The organism is Snuella lapsa (assembly GCF_039539345.1).
GTDB classification, from domain to species: domain Bacteria; phylum Bacteroidota; class Bacteroidia; order Flavobacteriales; family Flavobacteriaceae; genus Snuella; species Snuella lapsa.
Genome location: NZ_BAABCY010000076.1, coordinates 1 through 25,277 on the forward strand (window position 1 = coordinate 1; position 25,277 = coordinate 25,277).

General features: G+C 38.3%; 19 protein-coding genes. 2 read left to right on the top strand and 17 right to left on the bottom strand.

Going from position 1 to position 25,277, the window contains the following annotated elements; genetic code table 11:
- The first annotated feature begins 82 nt into the window (after positions 1–82).
- Positions 83–460 carry a hypothetical protein gene (locus ABD792_RS13610; RefSeq protein WP_345006795.1) on the top strand — a complete coding sequence of 126 codons (378 nt, stop codon included), beginning with the start codon at positions 83–85 and terminating at the stop codon, positions 458–460.
- Between the two features lie 6 nt (positions 461–466).
- Entirely contained in the window at positions 467–778 is a 312-nt protein-coding gene (locus ABD792_RS13615; RefSeq protein ID WP_345006796.1) for a monooxygenase, read from the top strand.
- A 177-nt stretch (positions 779–955) separates the two neighbouring features.
- On the opposite strand, the gene ABD792_RS13620 is transcribed toward ABD792_RS13615, so the two are convergent.
- The 17 genes from ABD792_RS13620 to ABD792_RS13700 form a co-directional block, all read right to left on the bottom strand.
- Positions 956–2,221, bottom strand: a complete 1,266-nt coding sequence (locus tag ABD792_RS13620) for a T9SS type A sorting domain-containing protein (protein WP_345006797.1) — start codon at positions 2,219–2,221, stop codon at positions 956–958.
- Between the two features lie 10 nt (positions 2,222–2,231).
- Positions 2,232–3,665 carry a cellulase family glycosylhydrolase gene (locus ABD792_RS13625; RefSeq protein WP_345006799.1) on the bottom strand — a complete coding sequence of 478 codons (1,434 nt, stop codon included), beginning with the start codon at positions 3,663–3,665 and terminating at the stop codon, positions 2,232–2,234.
- Positions 3,666–3,680: 15 nt separating this feature from the next.
- The gene (locus ABD792_RS13630; RefSeq protein ID WP_345006800.1) at positions 3,681–4,025 is read right to left on the bottom strand and encodes a hypothetical protein; all 345 of its coding nucleotides are present in this window, start codon (positions 4,023–4,025) and stop codon (positions 3,681–3,683) included.
- A gap of 151 nt (positions 4,026–4,176) precedes the next feature.
- Positions 4,177–5,070 (bottom strand): sugar phosphate isomerase/epimerase family protein, encoded by an 894-nt coding sequence (locus ABD792_RS13635; protein ID WP_345006801.1) that lies wholly within the window; start codon positions 5,068–5,070, stop codon positions 4,177–4,179.
- Positions 5,057–6,490 carry a sulfatase gene (locus ABD792_RS13640; RefSeq protein WP_345006803.1) on the bottom strand — a complete coding sequence of 478 codons (1,434 nt, stop codon included), beginning with the start codon at positions 6,488–6,490 and terminating at the stop codon, positions 5,057–5,059. The genes ABD792_RS13635 and ABD792_RS13640 overlap by 14 nt, the downstream gene beginning before the upstream one ends.
- Positions 6,487–8,085 carry a sulfatase family protein gene (locus ABD792_RS13645; protein ID WP_345006804.1) on the bottom strand — a complete coding sequence of 533 codons (1,599 nt, stop codon included), beginning with the start codon at positions 8,083–8,085 and terminating at the stop codon, positions 6,487–6,489. Before ABD792_RS13645 ends, ABD792_RS13640 begins: the two co-directional genes overlap by 4 nt.
- Positions 8,072–9,868 carry an alpha-L-fucosidase gene (locus tag ABD792_RS13650; RefSeq protein ID WP_345006805.1) on the bottom strand — a complete coding sequence of 599 codons (1,797 nt, stop codon included), beginning with the start codon at positions 9,866–9,868 and terminating at the stop codon, positions 8,072–8,074. Before ABD792_RS13650 ends, ABD792_RS13645 begins: the two co-directional genes overlap by 14 nt.
- An 84-nt stretch (positions 9,869–9,952) precedes the next feature.
- Positions 9,953–11,422, bottom strand: coding sequence for a sulfatase (locus ABD792_RS13655; protein WP_345006807.1), 1,470 nt, complete (start codon positions 11,420–11,422; stop codon positions 9,953–9,955).
- A 27-nt stretch (positions 11,423–11,449) separates the two neighbouring features.
- Positions 11,450–13,129, bottom strand: a complete 1,680-nt coding sequence (locus tag ABD792_RS13660; RefSeq protein WP_345006808.1) for a sulfatase family protein — start codon at positions 13,127–13,129, stop codon at positions 11,450–11,452.
- Positions 13,130–13,138: 9 nt separating this feature from the next.
- Positions 13,139–13,975, bottom strand: coding sequence for an alpha/beta hydrolase (locus ABD792_RS13665; protein WP_345006809.1), 837 nt, complete (start codon positions 13,973–13,975; stop codon positions 13,139–13,141).
- Between the two features lie 18 nt (positions 13,976–13,993).
- On the bottom strand, positions 13,994–15,418 hold the full coding sequence (locus ABD792_RS13670) for a sulfatase (protein ID WP_345006810.1): 1,425 nt from the start codon (positions 15,416–15,418) through the stop codon (positions 13,994–13,996).
- Positions 15,415–16,515 carry an endo-1,4-beta-xylanase gene (locus ABD792_RS13675; protein WP_345006811.1) on the bottom strand — a complete coding sequence of 367 codons (1,101 nt, stop codon included), beginning with the start codon at positions 16,513–16,515 and terminating at the stop codon, positions 15,415–15,417. Before ABD792_RS13675 ends, ABD792_RS13670 begins: the two co-directional genes overlap by 4 nt.
- Before the next feature lies 1 nt (position 16,516).
- A complete protein-coding gene (locus ABD792_RS13680; protein WP_345006812.1) occupies positions 16,517–17,947 on the bottom strand; it encodes a sulfatase in 1,431 nt (476 codons plus the stop codon).
- Positions 17,948–17,990: 43 nt separating this feature from the next.
- Positions 17,991–19,562 (bottom strand): sulfatase, encoded by a 1,572-nt coding sequence (locus ABD792_RS13685; RefSeq protein WP_345006813.1) that lies wholly within the window; start codon positions 19,560–19,562, stop codon positions 17,991–17,993.
- A complete protein-coding gene (locus ABD792_RS13690) occupies positions 19,549–21,204 on the bottom strand; it encodes a sulfatase family protein (RefSeq protein ID WP_345006814.1) in 1,656 nt (551 codons plus the stop codon). The genes ABD792_RS13685 and ABD792_RS13690 overlap by 14 nt, the downstream gene beginning before the upstream one ends.
- A 4-nt stretch (positions 21,205–21,208) precedes the next feature.
- The gene (locus ABD792_RS13695) at positions 21,209–23,581 is read right to left on the bottom strand and encodes a glycoside hydrolase family 3 N-terminal domain-containing protein (RefSeq protein WP_345006816.1); all 2,373 of its coding nucleotides are present in this window, start codon (positions 23,579–23,581) and stop codon (positions 21,209–21,211) included.
- 8 nt (positions 23,582–23,589) lie between these two features.
- Entirely contained in the window at positions 23,590–25,272 is a 1,683-nt protein-coding gene (locus tag ABD792_RS13700) for a RagB/SusD family nutrient uptake outer membrane protein (protein WP_345006817.1), read from the bottom strand.
- Between the last annotated feature and the right edge of the window lie 5 nt (positions 25,273–25,277).

The window sequence follows — 25,277 nt, forward strand, 5'->3', positions numbered from 1 at the left end:
TAATTTTTAATATAACTAAAGTGCTGCAATGAAATTGCAGGGTTTTAGACCCTAATTTGAAACCAATAAAAACTGAAAAAAAATGAGCACTAAAACCTTTTTAACAATCCATGGCGCAGTATATGCTGCCTTTGGCTTAGGATTGTTTTTTATTCCCAAAATACTGTGGCCAAGCTATGGTTTAGAATTAAATGACGATTATGCGGTTTTTTTATCCCAGCATACAACTATTTTTCTTGGAGGCATTGCTGCCATTAGTATTTTATTCAAAGATGTAGAAGAGAAAAGCATATCTACCATAAAAATCTTAAAGGGTTTATTGTATACCAACATTTTAGGGGTAGTTATAACACTTTACGCCATTTACAAAGGTGTCTTTTATGGATTTGGTTGGTCTGATCCTGCTTTTTTCACACTATTATCCATCTTCAGCTATATAAAATTAAAACATAACCAATAATAAGAAATGAGCCAATTAAAGATTTGGGATCTTCATTTAAAATATGACGGTCCCGTTACAAAAGAATTCATGGAAGGAAAAAGCAACCTTGCTAAAAGTATTGCCAAAGAAGAAGGTGTTATCTGGAAAATATGGACCTATGAAAAAGATACCAACCATTATGGTTCAACATATTTATTCAAAAACATTGAATATTTAGAAAAATACAAGAAAATGCATATTAAAAGACTCCATGCCATTGGCATAACCGATATAACAGATCATGTCTTTGATATATTTGAAAACTTGAGCAAAATCAACAATGCTCCTTTGTCCTAAAGCTTTTATTAATACAGCCTTGGAGAAGCGAAATCACTTATACCCAAGGCTGTACGCTTCTCAAAAAATCAGGATTTTCTTTTACGAAGAAAAGTTCCCAAGAATTCTTTTTGATTAAACACCACCGTTAAAGGATAATTGATGGTTATTTTTCTCTAATCCACAGATTTAAAACAACTAGTATATTATAAGTTTTTTTACTGCTATACTATGGTTCTCATCTTCAACATGCAATAAATACACACCTTTCTTAACGCTGCTAACATTTAGCTGACCATTATTAAATTTTACTGTTTCTAAAACTTGTTTGCCTGAAATATCAAATAATTTTATTTTGGTAATTCTGTCTACAGCTTTAATATTTAATATCTCACTAGCTGGATTAGGATATAATGAAAACGTCAACTGATCTAACTTTTTTATGTTTAAGACTGGTGAATTATCAAAAACTATTCTAGAAATGGTAATTGGATTCGAATCTACAGCTGCACTTCCACTATTAGAGAATACTATTCTCCAATCTGTAATGTCTCCCGTCCATTCTGCTTTTCCACTTAAATCCATATCTATAGTTGAAGCTCCTAATGCTAAGGATTGATTTCCATAGGTTTGAGTAGCTGAAGCACCATCAACAAATTGAAATTTTATTTGATCTGCATTTGAAGTATTGTTATCTACTACAACATGCACATATTGATAACTTGAAGCATCAATACTAAAAAATTGTTGAGCAAACTTAGGTGCAGTATTTGTATCATCCCCGGTAAAAGATAGTTCTGATCCAGTATAAGAGACACTCCCTCCATTAAGCCCATCAAAACCACTAGCATTATCGCTTGAAAAATCATAACTGGTTTTAGAAAGTATACCAGCATTAACGATCTCAATTTTTTTAATTATTACATTACCATTTGTAGCACTATCGCCTGACAAGTTAGTTGATCCATCAGCTTGTCTAAAACGAATACCAACATATTCCATATTGGCAATATTGTCTGTATCATTTAGGGTACCATCTCCAGGGTCATTAGTGTAATTGTTCGATTGTAATTTGAACACATAGGTTACCTCAACTCCAGAACCAGGTGAATTAGCTTGAATCATACCTGTTTGATAACCCAAGAATTGTGTCCCCGTATTTCCATTATTTTTATCGAAAAAACCTGAAAAACTTCCCACCTCCGTACTATTGTTTATAAGTGTTACAACCATATGTGTACCATCAGACACCACAAAAGGATCTGCTGCTCGGGTAATGTCTACCCTCGGGACACCTGCATTAAACTCTAAAACCAAACCTTCGGCAGAAGGTGCTAAGGATGTACCACTCCCAGCTGCAACCCAACTACCTGGATTTGCAGACCCTGTAAAATCATACACTTTCTGTGCGTTTCCAATAAAAGCAAATGCAATAAATGCAAATAACAATGTATTTTTTTTCATAACTTAAAGTTTAAAGATTATTAATTAATAGTTTAGAATTCTTGTGTTGTCCATTTTTAAAAATGGTTTTTAATATATACACCCCGTTATTTACTTTAGGGAGTTTAATTGAGGGATCGTTATTATTGTAATCTAAAGGAAAGATTCTTCCGTTAATATCAACCAAAGCTATATGATCTATAGGTTTTCCAGTTTGTAGCTTTATAAAAGTGGAAGCTGGATTGGGAAAAAGTCTAAACCCTTTGCTAGTTTTAAAACGAGGTGTACTTAAACTGTTTCCCAATAAAGCATCCTTAACATCTACTACCCAAGTTCCGTCACTTACTTTATAAATGGTTTTATTTGCCTCATCACCAGCATCCCAAGCGGTAAAGGCAAAACCTAAACTGATTGCTTTTTCGGCGAGATACTCATGGTATGCTACACGTGAAGCATTTTCTGGCCCACCAAAGCTTCCATAGGTCATGGTTACATAGTTATAACCGCCTTCGTTATCGGCTCCAAATTCTCCAAGAAATACTGGAATGTTTTTAGACTGTGACCAAGATTGTACGGCTCCAAAATTTGAGTCTATTTCAGATTTATCTGAAGTATTCCCCCAATCGAAATCATTATCATTTTCACCAGAAGATGCTGTGAAAGCTCTAGGCCAATAATAGTGAAATGTTGCTATTAAATGACTATCACTGTTTATAACAGCATCACCTATTTGCAAAGGTGCTTCATAAGCATTTTTACTTCCTCCAGTAATGATAATATTTCTATCGACATTATTACTGCCAGAATTTCGGATAATATTTATAACATCCGCATTTAACACATCCATTTCTACATCGGTCAGGAAAAAATACGGCTCATTGACAATTTCAAAAAGCAAATTATAAGAGTAGTCCTTAAATCGTTCTGCAATTTGCATCCAAATAGCCCTAAATTTCTCATTATCCGCTATACGCTTGGCTGAAGTTGGTTCAGTATAATACGCTGCCCATTTATCTTTTGGACTAAAAGTGTATAAAAACTCTTCTTTAAGAGTTTTTCCATGAAAATCTAAAACTACAACGAGTCCTTCGTTTAACCCCCAATTAATAACTTCCTCTACTCTATCCAAGTAACTTGAACTCACCATGTAATCGGCTAGCGTTCCAGAATAATCTCCAGAAGTCCCTGCCGCTTTTGAATAACTAGAAGTATTACCACTGGTTCTTGTACCTAAAAAGTCTATAGGAATCCTTATGGTAGTAAATCCTGCATCAGAAACATCCTTGATATAGGTTTGGGTAAGTGCTGGCGCCCAATTACCCTCAACAGGAGCACTTAAAACATTTCCCAAGTTTATACCTCTCCCCATATCACTTACCATTTGTTGTGGTGTTATCTGTGACATACCATACTGTAAAGAAAATACAGTAACTATTGCATGCCTGAGAAATGTTAAATGCTTCATCTGGTCGCTATTAATCTATTTTTTCTCCTTTCCTTTTAACTCTCTTAGCGCTTTTTTCTGCTCCTTTGTCAATACATTAGCAAAGATTTGTTGGTAATATTTCTTATTGATTTCTTGATTTTTTTCCTTATTGAAGCCTTCCTTTTTAGCTACTCTCAAGGCTTTCAAACGTTCAATATGAATGTCCTTAATTTGAGATTTTTGATTGTTTGTTAAGGCTAAGGATTGATTTACAGAAGCAATGTCTTTGTTTAATTTTTCCACCAAAACACCGACCTTTTCGTCTAGTTTATCTGACTGCGCAGATGATGTAAAGGTAAGCCCGAAACACAATACACATAGTATTCCAATTTTTCTCATATTCATTTAGTTTTGTTAGTGATACAAAAGCTCCAACCCGTTTTACGGTAAATAACACGGCTTTTGATATGGTAAAGTTGAAAAAAGGAATACGGATTAAGGTTTAATATCTGTCAAATAAAGTTTGCTTATCGTAAAAAAAGTAGCTAAATCAATTCTTAAGGTTAAATAATCTGTAAAGCCCCTCCTGGTTCTGTTCCAAAATAATTTCCGGGTCACTCCCTTTTACGTGACCTAAAATCCCAAAAGGCCCTGAATAATTAAGATCCAGAAGTTGCTTTATCATTTCCTTTTCTCTATTGCCCGCTCCTATCGTGATAATTTTAGGCCCCTCTTTTTTCATACCGTTTAGATTTACACACCATAAATAGGGCAATAGCATTTTTATATTTTCGGAATACGCATCCAATTGATCATGTGCATGGTGAAAATTAAAAACAACTCCTATATCCTCATCAGGGAGCGCCCTAATGATCTTTAATTGATTTACCGGGTTTCCAAACCATCCACCATGATTATAAAGTGCAATTTTGCAACCAATCTTTGAGGCTCTTGCGGATAAATAGGAAATCATATCAACGACTTGCTTTAAGCTAACCTCTTTTGTTAGACTTTCAAAATAGGTAGGTTCGAAGCCGACCCATATTTGCGTTTTTAACCCCACCTTTACCAGGTTTTCAAAAACAGCCTCGCTTTCGGGTTTAAGCGCATTGGGGCGATCCTTATTTAAGTTAACATAGAGCCAAACTGCCCTGATAGTGATATTATGTGATTTAGCAAGTTTCCATTCGTAGGCCATCGTAGGAATGTGTTTAGGCCTGTTCCCATAAGCATACTGATCATACCCTAAACGTTCCAACATAGCTATACGCTCGTCCGGCGTTCTCTCTTTTACATCAAAACCAACAATAGACCAGGGTATAAGATTGTCTTTCCTAAAAACATGTTTGTCTTCGACAAAATGATCTACAGGTGCTTTACAGCCAATACACCCCAAACACAAGCATATTATGACATAAACACACTTCATTTTAGCGCTTTTCATAATCCGGATTCGGTCTTGGGCCTTCATATTCGGTTTCTCGTTTCCATCGTTCCAGTCTTTTTACCAATACCTGAAGGATTTCGGGTGCTTCAGTCGCAATGTTTTTGGTTTCATATGGGTCTTTATTTAAATTGTAAAGTGTATAAGTACCGGTATCGACATCTTCTGTTAACTTATACCCCTTCATTTGGATCACATTTACCCATTTGGAAGCAAACGTCTTTTGTTTTACATTGTAATTCGCATAATTGGTGTATTCCCATATTAAAGCGTCCCGACTGGTAGTGGTTGTATTACCCAAAAGCACCGGACTAATATCTTCTCCATCTAAAATATAATTTTTTGGTGCTTCAGCATTTACCAATCCTAAAAATGTAGGATACAGATCCACGTTAATAATTGGTTCTTTGGATACGGAGCCTGGTTTAATTTTATGATTCCATTTAAAAATATAAGGTACACGGATACCTCCTTCAAGTGTTTGTCCTTTTACACCGCGATAGGGTTTAGTAAAAATATTGCTCTCCGTTTTATAATGCCCGTTATCGGAAGTGAACACTACTATGGTATTATCTTCAATATTTAGTTCTTTTAGCGCGTTCATCAATTTCCCTACGTTGTCATCCAATGCTTTTATCATTGCCAATACCCTGATTTCGTCCTTTCCTATTTGGTTATTCCCTTTATATCGGGCTTTGACATATTCCAAATCTTCCGGTTTTGGTTCCAGGGGTTTATGCACCAGATAGTAGGGCACATAAGTAAAGAACGATTGATCTTTTGCTACTGAACGCTTTATAAAATCGATCGTTCTTTCTGTTACCAGATCTGACGCGTATAATGAGTAATCTAAATTCTTCTGTTCGGGTGAGGTTTTAAAATTATAATGCCCTAAGATCTCAAAGCCTTCATCAAACCCCTGATTCTTAATTTGTAATTGCTTTTTACCTAAATGCCACTTTCCAAAAGCAGCCGTTGCATAACCATTGGCTTTCAGTGCTTCGGCGATAGTGAACTTATCAAGCTCCAAACCTTTTCCACTCCCTTTTACCTCATTGATAGCGGGAGGCAGATATTTCATAGCAACCAGGGTTTTTCTATCATTTATGTATCGATCGGCCACCCTGTATACTCTGTGCCTGGGCATATACTGACCGGACAGAATAGTAGCTCTCGAAGGAGCACAGGTAGGATCGGAAGCGTAGCCATTTGTAAAATGCATACCTTCCGCATACAATTGGTCTATGTTAGGGGATTCTACAAAAGAATTACCATAACAATTCAGGGCATTAATCCCTAAATCGTCCGCTAGAATGAATAATATATTCGGTTGTTTATTGTTTTCTATCAAATCTTGCCCCAAAACCAAAGAGGATTGCATTATTACAAAGGAGGTGATTATAAATACGATTCTTTTCATGGTTGTTGTTTTTGAGGTTTCAGCCAAAACAGTTCTCTCCAAATTTTATCGCCTTGATTATCTAATTTTTTACCATCGGTACTTCTTCCGTTTAAAATGATATCATTTAATGCTTTTGCAAGCATTTCCCTTATATGATCAAATGATGCATTATAAAACAGATTATTCTTCTCTGAGGGATCTTCTTTTATATTAAATAAATAGGATTGCCCCTTTTTCTCGTTAAGATCCATTTTCCAATCTCCTTTTCTAATAGAAAAGCGTCCTGCGAAATTTGAATACACAGATGCTTTTCGACCATAGTCCTGCTTCCCTTTTAGAAGTGATAAAATACTATAGCTATCCACTCCTTGATTCGGATCTGTCCTTTCATTAACCAAATCGGCACAGGTAGCATACAGATCTCCCAGCGATATGGTTGTATTATTCCTGGTATTCGGTTGTATTACACGCTTCCACTGCACAATAAAAGGTACGGTATGTCCTCCCTGATGTAAGGTTGCTTTTCGTCCGCGTAACTCCCAGCTTGGTTTATGCCCGTATTTTTTTTCATATTCAATTGGAAATGACGCTTTGGAAGCACCATTATCGGCTGTAAAGATTATTATGGTATTATCTTCCAAACCACGTTCTTTTACTGCGTCTACAATCTGCCCTACTGTCCAATCCAATTCAGAGACAAAATCACCATAAATACCCGCTTCACTGCTACCAATAAATATCTCTCCAGGTACAACAGGGGTATGTGGTGCGGTTAATGGGATATATAAAAAGAAAGGGGCTTTAGAATTGTATTCCCGAATATACTGTACAGAACGTGCGGTAAGCTCGGGCATTACATCTTTAACGGTAAAATTCGTTGCTTTATCACCGCTACGCATCAAAAGCTGTCCACCTTCCAGATCATTTTTCTTGCCTCCGGGAAAATCCGAGCGTTTTCCCCGGGAAGGCATCGTTTCTGTAGGCTCCGTAATGAGCCTGTCATTTTCAGAAAAGACATAAGGAGGAAAATCGAGAGAAGCATTCAACCCAAAAAAATAGTTGAAACCACAATCTACTGGGCCTCCGGTAAACGGCTTAGAATAGCTAACATGTGAACTGATATCTTCTTTAAACTTATAGGGCACTTGTGGATCTCTTTCAAGATCACCCTCATTTTCGATCACCCAATTCCACCCCAAATGCCATTTACCAATCATTGCCGTATTGTAACCATTACGCAACAATAGTTTAGGAGCCGTATCCTTATCAGGAGCTATCATCGCTTTGGAATACCCATCTAAAACACGTCTTTTCAACTGTGTACGCCATGCATATTCGCCTGTCATTATACTATAGCGAGATGGTGTACATACTGATGATGTTGTATGCGCATCGGTAAAGGTCAATCCGTTTTTAATAAGGGTATCTATATGCGGGGTTCTGATCTTAGATTCAGGATTTAAACCCGATACATCTCCAATTCCCAGGTCGTCTGCAAGGATATATACAATATTAGGCTTTTGCCCCCCCTGCCCTTCAACCTTACAAAAACAAACCAGCAAAGGGATTAACATATAAATTCTAAACATGGCTCCTATTCTATTCGTATACATTGAATGCTGTTATTTGTGTACTATATTCAGATTTATTTACTTTTAATCTAATACCATTTATCAAATCGCCGTTGCATTTGATACGCAACCCTTCCCCTATGGTTTTACCGTTATAAACGGTTTTCCAAATCCCATTAACATCTTTGGTTTGAAGATCGAAATCCCTAACCGAATGCGACCGCATATTTTCACTTAACAGTACCGTCTGTATGTGCTTAGGCGTTTTAAACTCCAATGAGATAGTTTGTGTCTCGTCTCCTTTTGCCGGTTCCCACCAAGATTTTAAATGAATACCTTCACTAAATACGTTGCCCTTGGTAGTATATATGATCTCTGCATTATGCTTTGGTTTAAGAGATGATGACTGAAGTACTTTAAACTCTTTTTTACTAACCGGTATGGCTTTCCAGGTTTCTATTCGTTCAAACAAGGAAGGATCTTCCTCCAAAGTTAAAACTACAATATTATCAAGGTTCTTATTAAACGCCTCCTTTTCGAAATAAAGCATAAGCTTTCCTTGCTTTACGTCTGCAGTTTTAAACCCTTCTGTTACTCCCTTCGCTGCACTTATTTTTATTGGTAACTCCGGTAATACAATCACAGGTTCTGTGTTTTCACTAAACTTTTCCAAAACATGAATGTACAGGGTGTTACCTGTTTGTGTTGTAGCTCCATAATCACCTCCTATATATATCCCTCGCCTGGTATTTTTTATCGTATGCCCATATAACTTCATCCATTCTCCTATTTTATCCACTTGTTCCACCTCCTTTGCTACAAATACTCCTTTACCATCAGGGCCCAAATTGAGTAATAGATTCCCTCCATTTCCCGCCACCTGAATCAACATTCCTAAAACGGTTTCTGCAGTTTTAACAGGCCCTTTTGGACTATACAGCCATTTATCCGTCATAGTTAAATTGGCTTGCCAATATCGATGATGATTAACAGGACCCAAAGATTGCTCGGGATCATCCCAATCCCCCCTATTTTCAAGCGGCCATCCAAACCCCATCCTCGAGTTGGTTAATATACCAGGCTGCCATGTCTTCATCTGTTTATATAAATGATAGCTATTCCATTGCCAGTATTTGGTTGCCAGGTGATCCCAAAAAACACCTTCAATCTTACCATAACTACTAAAGAGTTGCTTTATATGTGCTTTCATATAAGGTAAATAGTTCTCATAGTGTTTTTCTCTTAAACAATCCGGATGCGACCAATCGGGCTGGGAGTAATACCAGAATAACTTCACTCCCGATCTGTGTGCCGCATCAGCCAATTCTTTACATATATCCCTGCCAAAAGGGGTATTCATAATATTATGATCGGTATTTTTTGCATCAAAGAAACAAAACCCATCATGATGTTTAGCCGTAAATACAATATATTCGGCCCCCCATGATTTTACCTGTCGCATCCAGATATCAGCATCAAAATCAACAGGGTTAAATTCTTTATAAAGATTATCGTATACATCAGACGCCACCCCTCCATCAGCGGGCTTTCCTGCTCCCGGTCGCTCACCGTTTCGCCCCCAGCTTAACACATTTGTTTTAAGTAAGGCAGGCCCCCAATGCACAAAAATCCCGAGTTTGGCATCTTTGAACCATTTCATTTCCGCTTCGGTGGCATAGAGGCTCTTCTGTTGATCTGCTGTTACCAGCATACTGCCGTCTTTTGGAGGAAACTGCCATTGGTCTTTATAATAACCTTTTTTTGATTCCTGTGCATGAACACAACAAGTAATTAATAGTGACAAAGCTGCTAATTTTATCTTCATTTTAAATTGGTTTTATTAGGTTCCTTATAAACACATACTATTTTATCGTAAAGCTCAAAACATTACAATCATCTCACAATTAGTTTAATCGCCTGTGATGTTGCTTTTGTAATTTGTATGTAAAATGCTATGTAATCGCGTGACCACCGACTTATATTCGGGATAACGCACCACATTTTCGTTTTCATCCACATCTTTTCTATGGTCATACAACATCGAGTCAATAACGCTATCATCCTTGCTATTGATGTACTCTGTATAACAATAATCTTTTGTTTTTATGGTAAAACCGTTCCCTTTCTTAATTAAAATATGATCCTTACCCCGTTGTTCGGGATGGTTTAATACGGGCACCAAACTTTGACCAGACAATTGCTCTTTTGGAGGCTCTAAACCGCAAAGCTCGGATAAGGTTGGATAGATATCAACCAGTTCGGTTAAGGCATGCGTAACGCCCCCTTTTATCTTAGATCTTGGATCATATATTATTAGTGGCACCCGCGTTGAAGTGGTATAATTAGTAAACTTAGCCCATTGGGTATGTTCCTGTAAATTATAGCCATGATCCGCTACCAATACCACGATGGTATTAGTATCAAGCTCCTGCACTTTTAATTCTTCCAGGATATTTCCAATAAGAGCATCTACATAACTCACCGTTGCATAGTAACCGTGAATAAGGTCTATGGCCAGCGAATCGCTCACCTGTCCCGTTTTCGGAATGTTGGAATAGGCTCTCATTTCCGGCCAATTGCTAATAGATATTTTAGGAGCATTTTTCGGAACGTAATTATTATAGGGTTGTTTAATACTATCCCTATAATAATAATCCCAATATGTTCTAGGGGCATTAAACGGTAAGTGGTTACTAATAAAACCAGCTGTCAAAAAGAATGGTTTTTCACTTCCCCTCAACCTCCTAATATCTCGAATTACCTTTTGGGCCAGCCGTCCATCAATATAAACCGAATCAGCCACCTCTGCATTTTCATAGGCCGGACCTGTATTGGTCTTTATATATATATCTTTATTGACAGGCTCCTGATAGTCTTTCCATAATAATTGCCAGTAATCGGTCGGTGATAGGCCCCGATTATTGCTATCAAAGGCATAAGGACGCCAGACTTCATCCCAGTCGGTTTCTCTGTCGTCTAAGTGATGGTAAATTTTGCCATTTGAAATAGTTGTATAACCGTGCTGTCTAAACAATTGCGGTAACGTAATGGCCTGTGGTGTTTCCTTTTCAACAAATGTATTATAGTCAAGAAATCTATTTTTTGTGGGTAACATCCCCGTTAACATACTGGCTCTTGAAGCCCCGCAAACAGGCACATTGCAATACGCATTGTCAAACTGTATGCCCATTGAAGCCAACTTATCCATATTAGGTGAATGGATCTTAACCTTTCCATAGGTTCCTAACTCCGGACGCAGATCATCCATAAACAGCAATAAAACATTCGGTTTTATTTTTTCCGGAATCTTATTAGAGCGGATAATATTAGCACAAGCCACGCAGAACAACACAAGTAAGGCCAAACCTGGTCGAAACATATTATGTTTGTAATTTAAGGGGTTATTTTATTGCATTTGAAATACATCAATTTTACTCTCCATATACCCAATACGCTGAGCCACAGTATAAACCGTTTGCCCTTTTTCAACAGAAAACGGCTCTGTATATAGTTTCCATTTACTATTGAAATCAAAATGTTCATTAGGATTGTCTGAAACAATATAAGCTATGGATGCGCCTCTGGTTGCACATGAAAGTGATACGGTTTTACCCTGAGACATTTCAATTACGTTAAACGTTACAGACTTTGTAATAGGTTGTTCAAAATCGGGCCACATCGTATTGATAAGCTGTGATTCGGGTATCAATCCAAGATCCGGCCGGTTAGCCATCTGGTCCTTCAGTGCCTGACGCATGTTTTTAAGTATGGGGCCATAGGCTGGATCATCAGCCAAATTTTTGATGTTATATGGATCGTTGACGCAATCGTACAGTTCTTCATTTGTTTTTGTTTCAAACCACATATGTTGGATAGCATCTAACTTCCCTTCATCTCTCAATCTTAAGAAAGTTGGCATCATCGGCACCTGCTTTCTATACCCAACATCCTTGTATTTGGTTAATTCGGGAAAATCATTTCTAAGGTATAAAAATTGTTTATTCCTGATGGCTCTTATCCTGTCTGTATACTCATCAAAACGGTCTGATGTTCCTAAAACATAATCTCTTTTATCTGTTTGATAAGCCCCTAAAAATGCTTTCCCTTCCATATACAGGGGAGGCTCAACGCCTGCCAGACTCAACACCGTTGGCGCTAAATCCACAAAAGAGATCATACGATCCGTACGCCCGCTATTGGTTTTAATCCCTTTAACCATAAACGGTACTTTTAGCCCGGAATCATAAATTTCGCGTTTCTGTCTTGGCAAGGGTCCACCATGATCACTATAAAAGAAAATAATGGTATTATCGTACAGCCCGTCCTCTTTCAATTGTTTGATAAAAGCACCTACTTCGGCATCCATCAACTCAATATTACTGTAATGCCTCGCTATAGTTTCGCGAGTAGCGTCATTATCCGGAAAATACGGCGGTACAGGAACGGTTTTCGGGTCAACAGTTAATGGTAAATCGCTTTTTTTCCATAGTTGACTTTCGTGCGTGGTGCCAATGTTAAAAACCGAAAAGAATGGTTTATCCTTTGGTGCGTGCCTCCAATGTGATTTACTATTATTTTCGTCCCAAGCCGTGACAGGAGCTGCGAACTGATAATCGGTCTTTTGATTATTCGTACAGTAGTAGCCTGCAGCGCGCATATATTCGGTAAAACACTTCACATATTCAGGAATAACCGCGGCATACTGTCGAATCGGATTTCCTGAAATATCATTTCTATCTACATGGTCTGCATAAGAACGCTTTCCCCAAGACATGACATCCTGCCCAGTTCGCATATGCATGGTACCAATACTGGTTGGATACATACCTGTAATTATAGAAGAACGGGTTGGCGCACATACACCAACAACGGCAAAGGCATTATCAAAGACAAGACTTTCCGTAGCCAGCTTATCCAGATTAGGGGTTTTAGCTGTTTGATCGCCATAAAATGACAGTGTCGGACTAATATCCTCTGTAACGATCCATAGTATGTTCGGTTGTTTTTTTAATTCTACTTTTTTCTCCTGGGATTGACAGGATATTAAGGTCATTAAGCTAACCAATAGATATATATGCTTTATCATTTTATACAATTAAATTGTTGGTTCTCCTTTTAAGTATCCCAATGACATCAAAAAAGCATCTGTTTTCCTCAATGTATCAATAAAGTACTCTCCCTTGTTAAAGAATGAATGTTCTGCTCCTTCGTACAAAAATAGATCGCATCTGCTTCCTATAGCTTTCATCTTCTTTTCATAGAGTTTAGATGATGCCACTGGAGTGGTTTTGTCGTTGGTTCCAAAAAACACGATGGTTGGAGGAGCACCTTTGGTAATATTATGTAATGGTGAAATCTTTTGATAACGGCCATTCATTCTTGCATAGCCGTACCCATTTTTGCTATTATCGTATACGGGATTAAATAAAACTAAGGCATTAGGCTTCGAACTTATACTTAAATCCTCATTTCTACTTTCCAAACCGTCTATATTTCCACATGCGGCTGCCAAGTGCCCTCCAGCCGATCCGCCACCTGAAGCTATCATATCTGGGTTTATGGATAAGTCCTTGGCATGTTTTCTAACATATCGAATAGCCGACTTGGCATCTTCAACAGCATCAAAAGGCGTTGTTCCATGAACATTTCTAAGCCTATATTCCACAGAAATGGCGATCATACCCCTAGAAGCCAGGTACCTCGACTGCCGTTGAAAGGCTTTATAATTACCTCCATTCCATCCGCCACCATGAAAAAACACAATGCAATTATATATTTTGTTTTTATTGAAATTTTGAGGTCTATAAATATGTAAATGCAATTTTATCGTATCAACCGATTTGTATACTATGGCTTCTGGTTGTATCTCTGGTATGGAAGTTTGTGCATATGAAATGCATCCCAAAAAGTTTATCCAAATTATCAAGAACACTCTCATTATTTATGTTTATTAAAAATTAGCTTTCCAATTATCTAGCTTTTTTAGCAAAGCTTGGACTAATTTTGGTTTTTTGTTAATTAAATTATACTGTTCAGAAGGATCTTCAGTTATGTTATATAACTCTGTTTTCCCTTCTTCATACCAATTAATTAATTTGTAATCCCCTACTCTTATCGCAGAAGACTTTGTGTCTCCTGTATTGATCGGGCGTGCTTTTGAGGAGTGCCAAAATACAGTTCTGTTATTCCATTGCGCTTTATTCTTGAGTACAGGAAGAAAACTTTTACCATCTGTTTGTAAAGATTTCCCTGAAATCACATCGAGTAAAGTAGGGAATACATCCATTAGCATGACAATTGATTTATTGTCTATTCCCGGCCGAAAGTGATCCCTCCATTTTACAAACAAGGGCACTTTAATGCCGCCGTCGTACAACCACCCCTTACCAGCCCGAAGCGGATAATTAGATGTTGCTAATTGACGCTTGTTAGTACCATCGTTTGATAAACCGCCATGATCGGATGACAGTACCACCATGGTATTATCTTCTAAACCCAATGTTTTTAGGAGCTGAAGTAACCGCCCTACATTAGCATCCATATTTTCCACCATAGCAGCATAAGTGGCATTATCCTGACGCATTTTGGTTCGACCGGTTCCTTCCAAAATGTATTCAGGATGATCGCCATAATCGAAGGTGTTGATTTCTTGTCTGTTGCGTTTAATATCGTCTTCTTTGGCTTCTAATGGCTGATGTACGGCATAAAATGCTAACATTGCCATAAAAGGTTTGCTTTCATCCCTTTCCTGTATATATCTAATAACTTGATCTGTTAGTACATCTGTGAGATAATCACCTTCTTTACTAATCTCTTCTAAATCCTTGATAGGTGCTTTTTTGTTAATCCCTTTGTGTTTTGGTGTGTTAAATGGGTAAATAAAACTAATTGGAGAGCCCGCATGTCCTGCCGCAATACTGGTGTTAAACCCTAAGTCTTTTGGATCTTCTCCTAAATGCCACTTACCAAAGAAAGCCGTTTGATAGCCAGCCGCATTAATGTGTTTAATGAAGTTTTTATTATCGGGTATATTGGTCATTTCAAATCCATCATCGGGAACGTCTCCATTTTGAACGGGATAATTACCTGTCATCATAGCAAAACGGGATGGTACGCAACGTGGATAGTTGGCATAGGCATTTGTAAACCTAACGGATTGGTTTGCTAATGCATCGATATGAGGCGTTTGGTAGATTTTTGAACCATTAAGACTTAAATCGTGATATCCTAAATCATCTACATGAATGATTAAGATATTTGGCTTTTGGATATTGCTTTGTTTGTTTACAGGTTTATTTGTTTTACAGGAAAAAAAAATTACTGGTAATATAAAACCAAACACATAATAGTGCATTATTTGTTTTAAAATTTTCATGGATTACTGGCCTTTAATGCTTTTTGGATACTAAAATACGCTGCAGTAGTTTGAAACTTTTTATTATAGATAGACTGGAAATCACCTGTTCCTTTCTTATGTCTTACTCCCAAATCCCAAAGGTTAAGGGTAACTTCTCCTTGTTCACTTTTCTCAATAAGCAAATCAACTATTTTATCATATAATTTTTTTTGATTTTCCCGTTCGGTCTCTAATTCTTTTTTGAATTTGTCCTTTACAAGATAATCCAACTCTGTAACATGAAACCCCAAATCGTTTGCATGTGCCCAATCAATCAAATTAGCCATTTTTTGGATGGTTACATCCATTTTATCAATAAAGTCCTGTTTTTTAGCTCCTAACTGAATATGCCCTTGCCAACCTATGCCATCTACACGATACCCTTTGGAGCGTAAATACAATACGGTTTCTTTAACTTTATCCCATAATGCATCTTCCATCCCCGCATTTTGATTGTAAACCAATTTAACATTTGGAGCATATTTGGTAGCTAGTGCAAAAGCCTTCGAGATATAAAGCGGATAATCATTTTCATCAAATCCCATTTTTAACCAAGGGTTTTCCCATTGGTCCACTCCATCTTTGGGCCCAAACCAATCACCATTAGCCAAAATAGTTTCGTTAACAACATCCATGTATTTAATACACTTTTCTGCATTAAATCTTTTGGAAACAGCCAATATATACTCTTCCATATTTTTTGTAAGTTCTTCTGCGGTTCTGTCATCGGCCTTTGCCCATTTTGATGCTTGTGGACTCACGGGTGAATGCATACGAACTATCAAATTGTTCTTATTGGCAAAATCAATAAATTCGTTAATTTTTTTCCAATTCCATTTACCAGGCTCTGGATGTATAGCACTTTGCTTGGCTGCATTGGCTGGGGTTAAGTATTTAAAATCCTTAAGAAATAGTTCTTCTTTTATAGTGTTTAGTTCTTCATAATTTAAGGTAGCTCCAACAAGCAATTTGTTTCGCTTTGTTACTCCTCTAGAAGATTGTGCATAAAATTGATTCGTACTATTTACAACCAAAACAAAAAGCACATAAAAAATATATTTCCCAAATCCCCTCATTTTAATCCTTTTGTTTTGATTTTTTATTTGTTTTATTTAAAACATTTAATCGTTCTGGAACCAAATAGTTTTTTTTCCAGTCTTTAAGTAAAGTAAGCATCTGTGCTGCTTTTTCTGGTTCCTCATCGACCAGATTATGGACTTCGGATACATCCTCTTTAAGATTGTAAAGTTCAATTGCTTTATCGTCTAAAAACTGTATCAACTTATAGTCTCCAGAGCGTACAGCTGCTGCTTTACTATCTCCTGTACTATATGGCCTGGCTTTACGGGATATCCAAAATACTGTCCTGTCCGACCATGTGTCTTTACCTTCCAAAACCGATGCATAACTTTTTCCGTCTACACCATTAATTTCTCTATGGATAGCTAAATCTAATAGTGTTGGAAACACATCCATTCCTAAAACGATAGATTCCTTTTCCTGTCGAGGTTTTAATTTCCCTGACCATTTAATGAATAAGGGCACTCTTATTCCTCCTTCGTACAAATGTCCTTTCCCGGCTTTTAAAGGCAAGTTTGTAGTTGCTAAATGACGGAACCCTTTGTTGCCATCATTAGAAAGCCCACCATGATCTGAAGAAAATACAATAATGGTGTTATCATCAATCCCCAGATCCTTTAAGGTTTTTAATAAACGTCCAACATTCTCATCTACATTTTCAACCATACCGGCATAGGCAGGATCATCTTGCCGCATTTTTCTACGCCCCTCTCCTTCTTTAATGTATTCTGGTGTATCACCAAAATTAATAGTTTTTAATTGGGCCTTATTTCGGGCTTCGTCTTCTGCTTTCGCTTCAATCGGAGTATGTACGGCATAATATGCCAGAACGGCTAAAAAAGGTTGGTTTTTAGGGTTTTTCTTTATAAAATCTATCGTAGCATCGGTTAACATATCGGAGGCATAATCACCGGTATGTCCCTCTTCTTCAATGTTAGGCACATGGTATTTTGCTGGTTTTCCATTTTTTTGGGTATTAAACGGATAGAATCGTGACCCCAGCCCCCCGGCTTCACCCGCAGCATATATGTATGAAAAACCAAACTTGTCCGGGTTACTATCCCCTTTTCCTAAATGCCATTTCCCTACATAAGAGGTATTATAGCCTGCACTAACAAATTGCTTTATAAAGTTCTTTTCCTCCGGAAGCCCTCCCAAATGCCCTTTATTTTCGTTTACAGGATAAGTACCTGTCATCATACCATATCGAGATGGGGTACAACGGGGATAACTACTGTAGGCGTTGGTAAAGGCTACCGAGGCTCCTGCCAACTTATCTATATTAGGCGTATTATACAGTACGGATCCCGTGCAGCTTAGATCATGATATCCCAAATCGTCTGTATGGATAATGAGGATATTGGGTTTGTTTTGTGAAAAAACAAAAAACGAGATGCTAAAAGCAAGGAGTAATAAAGGGTATTTCATCTAGAATCTTAATTTAATATCTATATCTTAATACTTTTAGAGCTTATTGCTTGGTTAAATGCCATTTAAGTTTTGACTTCAACTCTCTAACAATGGTTTTATAGGCTTGCTCCTTTACATGATTTTTCGTCTCTAAAGGATCGACCTCATAGTCGTAAAGTTCCCTGCCAATAATATTTTCATCGCTATAAGCCTTAAAACTTCTGTAATCGTTATCATGCCATTCGGTATAGCGATACCGGTCAGTTCTAATACTATATCCCATGCGTTTTCCTCTAGCGTATTGATGGTAGGCATAATCCACGCTTACTGTAGTAGCCGGATCACCGTCCATTAACGGCACTAGTGATTTACCCTCGGTTTGGTTACTTTGAGGCACATTAGCCAATTCAAAGACAGTAGGAAATAAATCCACTAAGTTTACCGGGTGTTGGTCTTTTATATTCTTTGCTACTCCCGAACCTGCGAACATGAACGGAATACGTGTGGCCTGTTCAAAGTTGGAATGTTTACACCATTCGGTGTGATCGCCCAAATGCCAACCATGATCGCCCCAAAGTACAATGATCGTATCATCCAAAATACCTTTGGTTTCTAAAGCATCCAGAAGTTTCCCTATTTGGGCATCTATATAGGAGGTACAAGCCATATACCCGTGAATAAGCTCCCGCTGTTTTGCTTCGGGTAATTTATCCCCAACATTCAAATTGTTATCGATATCGCTAAAGGCTCTTAGTTCACCAAACGAATGGTAAGCTAACTTAGGAGTCCCCTCTGCCAACTCCTGAAATTTGGCCAGCTCTATTTTATCCCTGTCGTATAAGTCCCAGTATTTCTTGGGGGCCACGAACGGTAAGTGTGGTTTTTGATACCCCACACCCAAGAACCATGGTTTTCCGGTAGACTCTAAATCATCCAACTGCTTGAGTGCCGTTTGTGTATAAAGTCCGTCCTGATAGGCTTCATCGCTAACATGAGCATGCTCGGTACTAGGCTTTAAGCGTTTAAATACGTAGGTACGAAGCTTACCGGCTTTTAAACCTTTGGCTTCCCCCTCAGCCTTTAATGCAGCCATTTGTTTTTTGGTTTCCGGATCCTGATAATACTCGAATGCGGCGTCCCCATATTTAGGATCGTAATTTTTAGGTAACTGATGAGGCTGACTCCAGCTTTTACCATCATGACCTGGCGAAGAGGAACCTTTGTGATAGATCTTACCAACTGCTGTTGTTTCATACCCCTGTGATATCAGGTACTCGGGCATGGAGATCAAATCGGGAGCCGATTCTCTAAAATCGGTATGTAAATCCCAAACTCTTGTGCGATCGGGATTGGTTCCTGTCATAACACTGGCCCGCGATGGCCCGCATACCGCATATTGTACATGTGCATTTGTAAAACTAACACCCATTTTAGCTAGTCGATCGAAATTGGGCGTGATCATTTCCGAATGCCCATAATTAGACAGGAGTGGTTTTAGATCATCGACGGCAATAAAAAGAATGTTCTTTTTATCCTTAGCTGACTTAGCGTCTGATGTGGCATTTGCTTGTTGCGCCTTACAGGTATAAAGCGTCAAGCACATTATAATTGCCAGGTATTTAGTTATTCTCATTATTACCGTTTCTGTTTGTTAATACATCCTGCACTGAGGTTTCATCATCTTTTTTATCTACTATAGACCCAAAATCGGCATCCGTAATGGTTCTAAAATCGGCTAAAGACTTATTATTTTCATACTTTATCATTAAGGCTTTCAGTTCTTCTTTTAGTGAACCTATCACGTTGGCATACTGCGGATCATTAATTATATTATGCATTTGATGCGGATCTTTTTCCAGATCGTATAGTTCCCAAACATCAATATTATAATAAAAATGTGCCAAAGTATACTTCTTCGTTCGGATACCATAATGTGGTTGCACATGGTGCCAATACGGAAATTCATAATAATGATAGTACATGCCCTGTTGCCAGTCGTCCGGTGTATTCCCTTCCAATACAGGCTTAAAGCTTCGGCCCTGCATATGTTGCTCTGTTTTTAGATTGGCAAGGTCAAGTAATGTGGGCGCAAAATCAATATTTGTGATGATATCGCTATTTACGCTTCCGGGCTTAATAACCCCGGGGTATTTCATTATAAAAGGCATACGCAACGATTCCTCATAAATAAACCGCTTATCAAAAAAGCCATGATCTCCCAGATAAAATCCTTGATCGGAGGTGAGTACAACCATGGTATTATCTTCCAAATTATTAGCTTCAAGATACTTTAAAACACGTCCTATGTTATCATCAACCGACTTCACACATGCCAGATAATCTTTAATATAGGTTTGGTATCGCCATTTTTTACCTTCTTCATCACTCATCCCTTGCGGTTGCACCACTTCTCCGGGTTTTGCGCCGTAGAACGCCCAGACAATTTTTTCTCTTCCGGTTAAGTTTTCAGGCTCTTTAAACTTCATATCACGACGGGAAAAGTAATCCATGGTCATTTCGGTATCACCGGCGGTTAACTCCCTGCCGGCATAGTCGTCGTTAAAAGTCGATGGATAAGGCATCTCCACATCTTCCCAAAGGTCTTCATATTTTTTATCGGGCTCCCAGGGACGATGGGGTGCTTTATACTGTAAGACCATCATGAAAGGCGCTTCTTTTTTTCTTTCCTTGTCAAGCCAATTAAGTGCAAAGTCAGTACTTAAATTAGTAGCATAACCTTTTTCTTTGACATCCACGCCATTCTCATTATAAACAGGATCCCAATAATGTCCTTGCTGACCCGCCGAATTATGATATTTAAAGACGTTAAAACCTTTGGGTTCGGTTCCCAAGTGCCACTTACCAAACAAGCTTGTCTGGTATCCTTGCTTTTGAAATTCCTGAGGAAAAGTCCATTGACTATCATCAAACTTCCCACCACTTTCATTTTTATAATACCCATTTTTATTACTGTAATTCCCTGTTAAAATAGCCGCTCTGCTCGGACCACAGATAGCGTTAGTACATAACACATCCTGAAACAGCATTCCATCTTGAGCAAGTTTATCGATATTGGGTGTAGGCGCAATATCCTTATATATCCCTCCGTAGGCACTAATGGCTTGCGTGGTTAGATCGTCTGCCATGATATAGATAACATTAGGACGTTCTGCACTAAGCCCTTCAGTACTTTTTTTCTCAGCAATTTTATTTGATTCCTTGCACCCAAATACGAGCAACACACAGGCTAAAACAATATTTATTGTCTTCTTCATTCTCTTATTTGTTTTTATCAATAACAATAGTCTCTTTAACAGAAACGATAGCGGTTTTAAGGTCTTTATCTCTTGAAGAGTTTCCTGTCATAATGGTAAAGTCTCCGGGTTCTACAACAAAATTGTAATCACGGTCATACATCGCCAGGCTTTCAGCAATTATATCTATAGTTACGGTTTTGGATTCTCCTGGTTCCAGTGCCACACGTTTATATCCCTTCAACTCCTTTACTGGTCTGGTAAACGAACTAATATTGTCCCTTATATACAGTTGCACCACTTCTTCTCCCGCAACCTTACCAGTGTTAGTCACATTTACAGTTACTGTGATCTTATCATCAATTCCTGAAAAGGTTTTCTTAGAAAGCCCCGGTTCTGAAAGGTCAAACGTGGTATAACTCAAACCAAAACCAAAGGGATGTAAAGGCACTTTCTTTTCGGTATTGTACTTATGAATATAGGCTGTTGGTTTATGATTATAAACCATCTGTAACTGGCCCACACTGCGAGGAATGGTTAACGGCAATTTACCTGATGGGTTCACCTCACCAAAAATAACCTCTGCTGTAGCCTGCCCTGCAAAAGCACCGCTCTCCCATGTATTGACTACGGCAGAAACACGTTGTTCCAACCAGGGTTCGGCAATGGGACTCCCACTTACATACACCACAATAACCGGTTTTCCTTGTTCTAGGATCTTATCGGCCAGCTTCATTTGATTACCGGACAGCTTCAATGTAGCCCTGTCTATATTTTCTCCGGTTGTTTTTCGTCTCCAGTCATGTCGAAACGAATTTTCTCCTAACACCAAAATACACAGATCTGCCTGATTTGCCATTTGGGCCGCTTTTTCGATATTAGCCTCGGTAATTTCCTTGGATCTATCCCCTGAATCGAAATAATCTATTTTATAACCCTTTTCTTCACCCAAAGCCGTAATGCCTTCAAGCATAGTTATAATATTATCTTCGGGTTGTGGCGAAACCCAGTCTCCCAAAGTAGTTTGGTTATTGGCGTTAGGTCCTGTTATAAAAATGGTCTTACCTTTTCCATTCGCTGATAAAGGCAGGAAATGGTCTTTGTTCGTTTGTAGTACAATGGAGCGTCTTGCCTGTTCCAGTGCTGTTTTTTGATGGGTTTCCGAAAAATTAATCGCTTTCGCTTTTTCCACATCCACAAAGGGGTTTTCAAACAGGCCCAACTTGAATTTAGCTTCTAAAATCTTACGACATGCATATTCCACGCGAGATTTATCTACTTTGCCTTCGTTAACCAGTTCAATTAAAAGCTTGTCGAAAACTGGCCCATGCATATTCATATCCATGCCTGCATTTACTGAAAACTCGATGGCCTGCTTGAAATCTTTTGCCACATGATGCCAAATAGCGATTCTGGATATATCGTTCCAGTCACTTACGTAAAATCCTTGGAATCCCCAACGGTCACGCATCAGATCATTCATCATAAACTTATCCATGTGGCCCGGCGTACCGGCCACTTCATTGTGCGCTGCCATGATGGAAAACACATTAGCTTCTTGTACCGCTCTACGATAAGGTGGTAAGAAAATCTCAAATAAGGTACGTTTAGATACGTCGGTTGGTGATGCATTCAACCCGTTTATTGAAGAGCTTCCTGCAATAAGATGCTTGGCACAGGTAATCACTGTATCATCACCTGTAAAATCATCGGATTGCATCCCTTTAATCGTGGCAACTCCCATGTTACCCACCAAATAAGGGTCTTCTCCAAAAGTCTCCCCTGTTCTTCCCCAACGCGGATCTCTTAGCACATCTATATTTGGAGTAAACGACCAATGCATACCATTAGCTCGCATCTCCAAAGCGGTTTGCCTACTCCCTTCCTTTATCAGTTTATCGTCAAACGTAGCTGCCTGACTTATAGGTGACGGGTAAATAGTTAATCCACTTACCAAACCATTACCATGAATAGCATCAATACCTATTAACAAGGGTATTTTTAAAGGAGCTTCTTTAGCCAGCTTTTGCAATGCATTTGCTTCTTCGGACGTTACCACATGTAAAAAGGAGCCAATTTTCCCTTCTTTCGTAAGTTCTGCAACATCTTTACTAAGCATTCCCGGATAAAATCCTAAGGCATCATTCTTCTCCAAATCGGCCGCAGTAATATTGTTTTCTGCATGCTTCATGTGCTCCAATCCTACATACTGACACATCTGATACACCTTATCTTCTAAGGTCATACGTGACATCAGGTCTTCTATTCTTTTTTCTACAGAAACTGAAGCATCCAAATAAATAGGATGTTCATTATCAGACACCTCTTTAATACCTTCCTTGCAGGAAAATGTAAACAACAATAATCCTGAAACAAGTACACGATTCATATACTTCATAAAGCCGACTATTCGTTTATTAAATTATTCCCAGATAGTTCAGACAACGGTATAGGTAAGAGCATCTCAGACTCAATATTCTCGAAAATAAAATCTCTATTGCCTTCCGAAGTATAAAAATTTACTGCTGCATTATGATGATCGACTTGCTCTTGAAAACGCACTAAACCACGTCTTCTCATATCAAACCATTCATGTCCTTCACCATTCAACTCATATTCGCGTTCTTTCATGATACGCTCTCTAAAAGTCTCCTGATCGGATACTGAGGTAGCATCCCAATCGGCTGGCTCTTGTGTAGTACCTGTACTTGTATTCCTAGCTCTAGACAATACCTGGTTAACGAAAGCATATGCTGTAGATGGCCCATTAATCTCATTTTCAACCTCTGCTCTTAATAGTAACACATCTGCATAACGCATCATGATGTGGTTCTTAATGGTAGTAGTTCCATTGTATGTTAGGTCCTTATACTTATTAAGATGTGCATAAGCGTTATTACCCTTATTAACACGGGGAAATATGTTTACATTACGGTTATTATTCGTTCTGGTGTAATTATTATAAATGTAAGTCTCATTTATCCTTGGGTCTGCAATGGCGTCATCCAAGGTTATTATGTTAGATGCTTTCCCTGCTGGAATAAAGTCATCTCCAGAAAAATCAATTCCAGAATACTGAATGACATGATCGCTGAACATCTCCTTGTTTGGACGGATACGACCAAATGTGGTGGTTCCTTCAGCAACTATTGGATGACTGGCAAGCACCACATCCCTAATGATATCGTTTGTTCTCGTTGCTCCCGTATTTCCATATTGTAATTCAAAAATAGATTCTGAGGTATTTCTGCTACTCACCCCTTCCTTAAACAAGTCTGCATAGGTATTGGTAAGTTCGTACCCTCCATTAGCAATTACATAATCCAATTCAGTTTTTGCTTCTTGCCAGAAATCAGGAATATTAGCCACTGAAATTTCAGATTCCGTTACGGTATTAAATCCTATGGGCTGTACAGAAGCGTCATTCTCTCCAGCCAGCGTTATATACACTTTAGCCAAATAGGCATTCGCAGCATATTTCAATGGTCTGCCTGACATATACTCGCCCCGATCGGGTAAAAGCGCAGTCGCCTTTTTTAAGTCCTCTATAATAAGATTATACAGTTCCTCTTTACTGCTTTTGGCTATGTGAATATCATCTTTGGTAGTTGGCGCTAATCGGATAGGAACTTCCTCAAACATTCTAACCAGATCGAAATACACCACGGCTCTCATGAAATATGCCTGTCCGAGACTTGTTGCCTCATTCTTTAACCCGCTACCTTCAACATTAATAATTACCAAATTGATCTGGTTAATGGTTTGCCACATACCGGCCCAAAGCTTATCCAGATTGATGTTTGTATTGGTTACATCCAGTTTATTAGCATCGTCATTAGCTCCTTGCTTTGACTGGTATTTTCCGGAGTGCGGCCATAATAGTAACCGCATTCGGGCGCCATAATAATCATAGCCCTGTAATTGCGCATACATTCCGTTAATAGCTGTTTCAACACCTTCTTCCGTAGAGAATACCTGCACTTCGGAAAATTTATTTTCGGGAACATCGACCAACTGATCTTCACAACTCATAAAAGATGCCGTTACAAACAGTACAAATAATCCTATTATTTTATTATAGTTTTTCATAGTTC

Bases quoted from the DNA above. Each gene is read 5' to 3' on its own strand.
- ABD792_RS13610 (WP_345006795.1), top strand. From the start codon at position 83: ATGAGCACTAAAACCTTTTTAACAATCCATGGCGCAGTATATGCTGCC.
- ABD792_RS13615 (WP_345006796.1), top strand. From the start codon at position 467: ATGAGCCAATTAAAGATTTGGGATCTTCATTTAAAATATGACGGTCCC.
- ABD792_RS13620 (WP_345006797.1), bottom strand. From the start codon at position 2,221: ATGAAAAAAAATACATTGTTATTTGCATTTATTGCATTTGCTTTTATT.
- ABD792_RS13625 (WP_345006799.1), bottom strand. From the start codon at position 3,665: ATGAAGCATTTAACATTTCTCAGGCATGCAATAGTTACTGTATTTTCT.
- ABD792_RS13630 (WP_345006800.1), bottom strand. From the start codon at position 4,025: ATGAGAAAAATTGGAATACTATGTGTATTGTGTTTCGGGCTTACCTTT.
- ABD792_RS13635 (WP_345006801.1), bottom strand. From the start codon at position 5,070: ATGAAAAGCGCTAAAATGAAGTGTGTTTATGTCATAATATGCTTGTGT.
- ABD792_RS13640 (WP_345006803.1), bottom strand. From the start codon at position 6,490: ATGAAAAGAATCGTATTTATAATCACCTCCTTTGTAATAATGCAATCC.
- ABD792_RS13645 (WP_345006804.1), bottom strand. From the start codon at position 8,085: ATGTATACGAATAGAATAGGAGCCATGTTTAGAATTTATATGTTAATC.
- ABD792_RS13650 (WP_345006805.1), bottom strand. From the start codon at position 9,868: ATGAAGATAAAATTAGCAGCTTTGTCACTATTAATTACTTGTTGTGTT.
- ABD792_RS13655 (WP_345006807.1), bottom strand. From the start codon at position 11,422: ATGTTTCGACCAGGTTTGGCCTTACTTGTGTTGTTCTGCGTGGCTTGT.
- ABD792_RS13660 (WP_345006808.1), bottom strand. From the start codon at position 13,129: ATGATAAAGCATATATATCTATTGGTTAGCTTAATGACCTTAATATCC.
- ABD792_RS13670 (WP_345006810.1), bottom strand. From the start codon at position 15,418: ATGAAAATTTTAAAACAAATAATGCACTATTATGTGTTTGGTTTTATA.
- ABD792_RS13675 (WP_345006811.1), bottom strand. From the start codon at position 16,515: ATGAGGGGATTTGGGAAATATATTTTTTATGTGCTTTTTGTTTTGGTT.
- ABD792_RS13680 (WP_345006812.1), bottom strand. From the start codon at position 17,947: ATGAAATACCCTTTATTACTCCTTGCTTTTAGCATCTCGTTTTTTGTT.
- ABD792_RS13685 (WP_345006813.1), bottom strand. From the start codon at position 19,562: ATGAGAATAACTAAATACCTGGCAATTATAATGTGCTTGACGCTTTAT.
- ABD792_RS13690 (WP_345006814.1), bottom strand. From the start codon at position 21,204: ATGAAGAAGACAATAAATATTGTTTTAGCCTGTGTGTTGCTCGTATTT.
- ABD792_RS13695 (WP_345006816.1), bottom strand. From the start codon at position 23,581: ATGAAGTATATGAATCGTGTACTTGTTTCAGGATTATTGTTGTTTACA.
- ABD792_RS13700 (WP_345006817.1), bottom strand. From the start codon at position 25,272: ATGAAAAACTATAATAAAATAATAGGATTATTTGTACTGTTTGTAACG.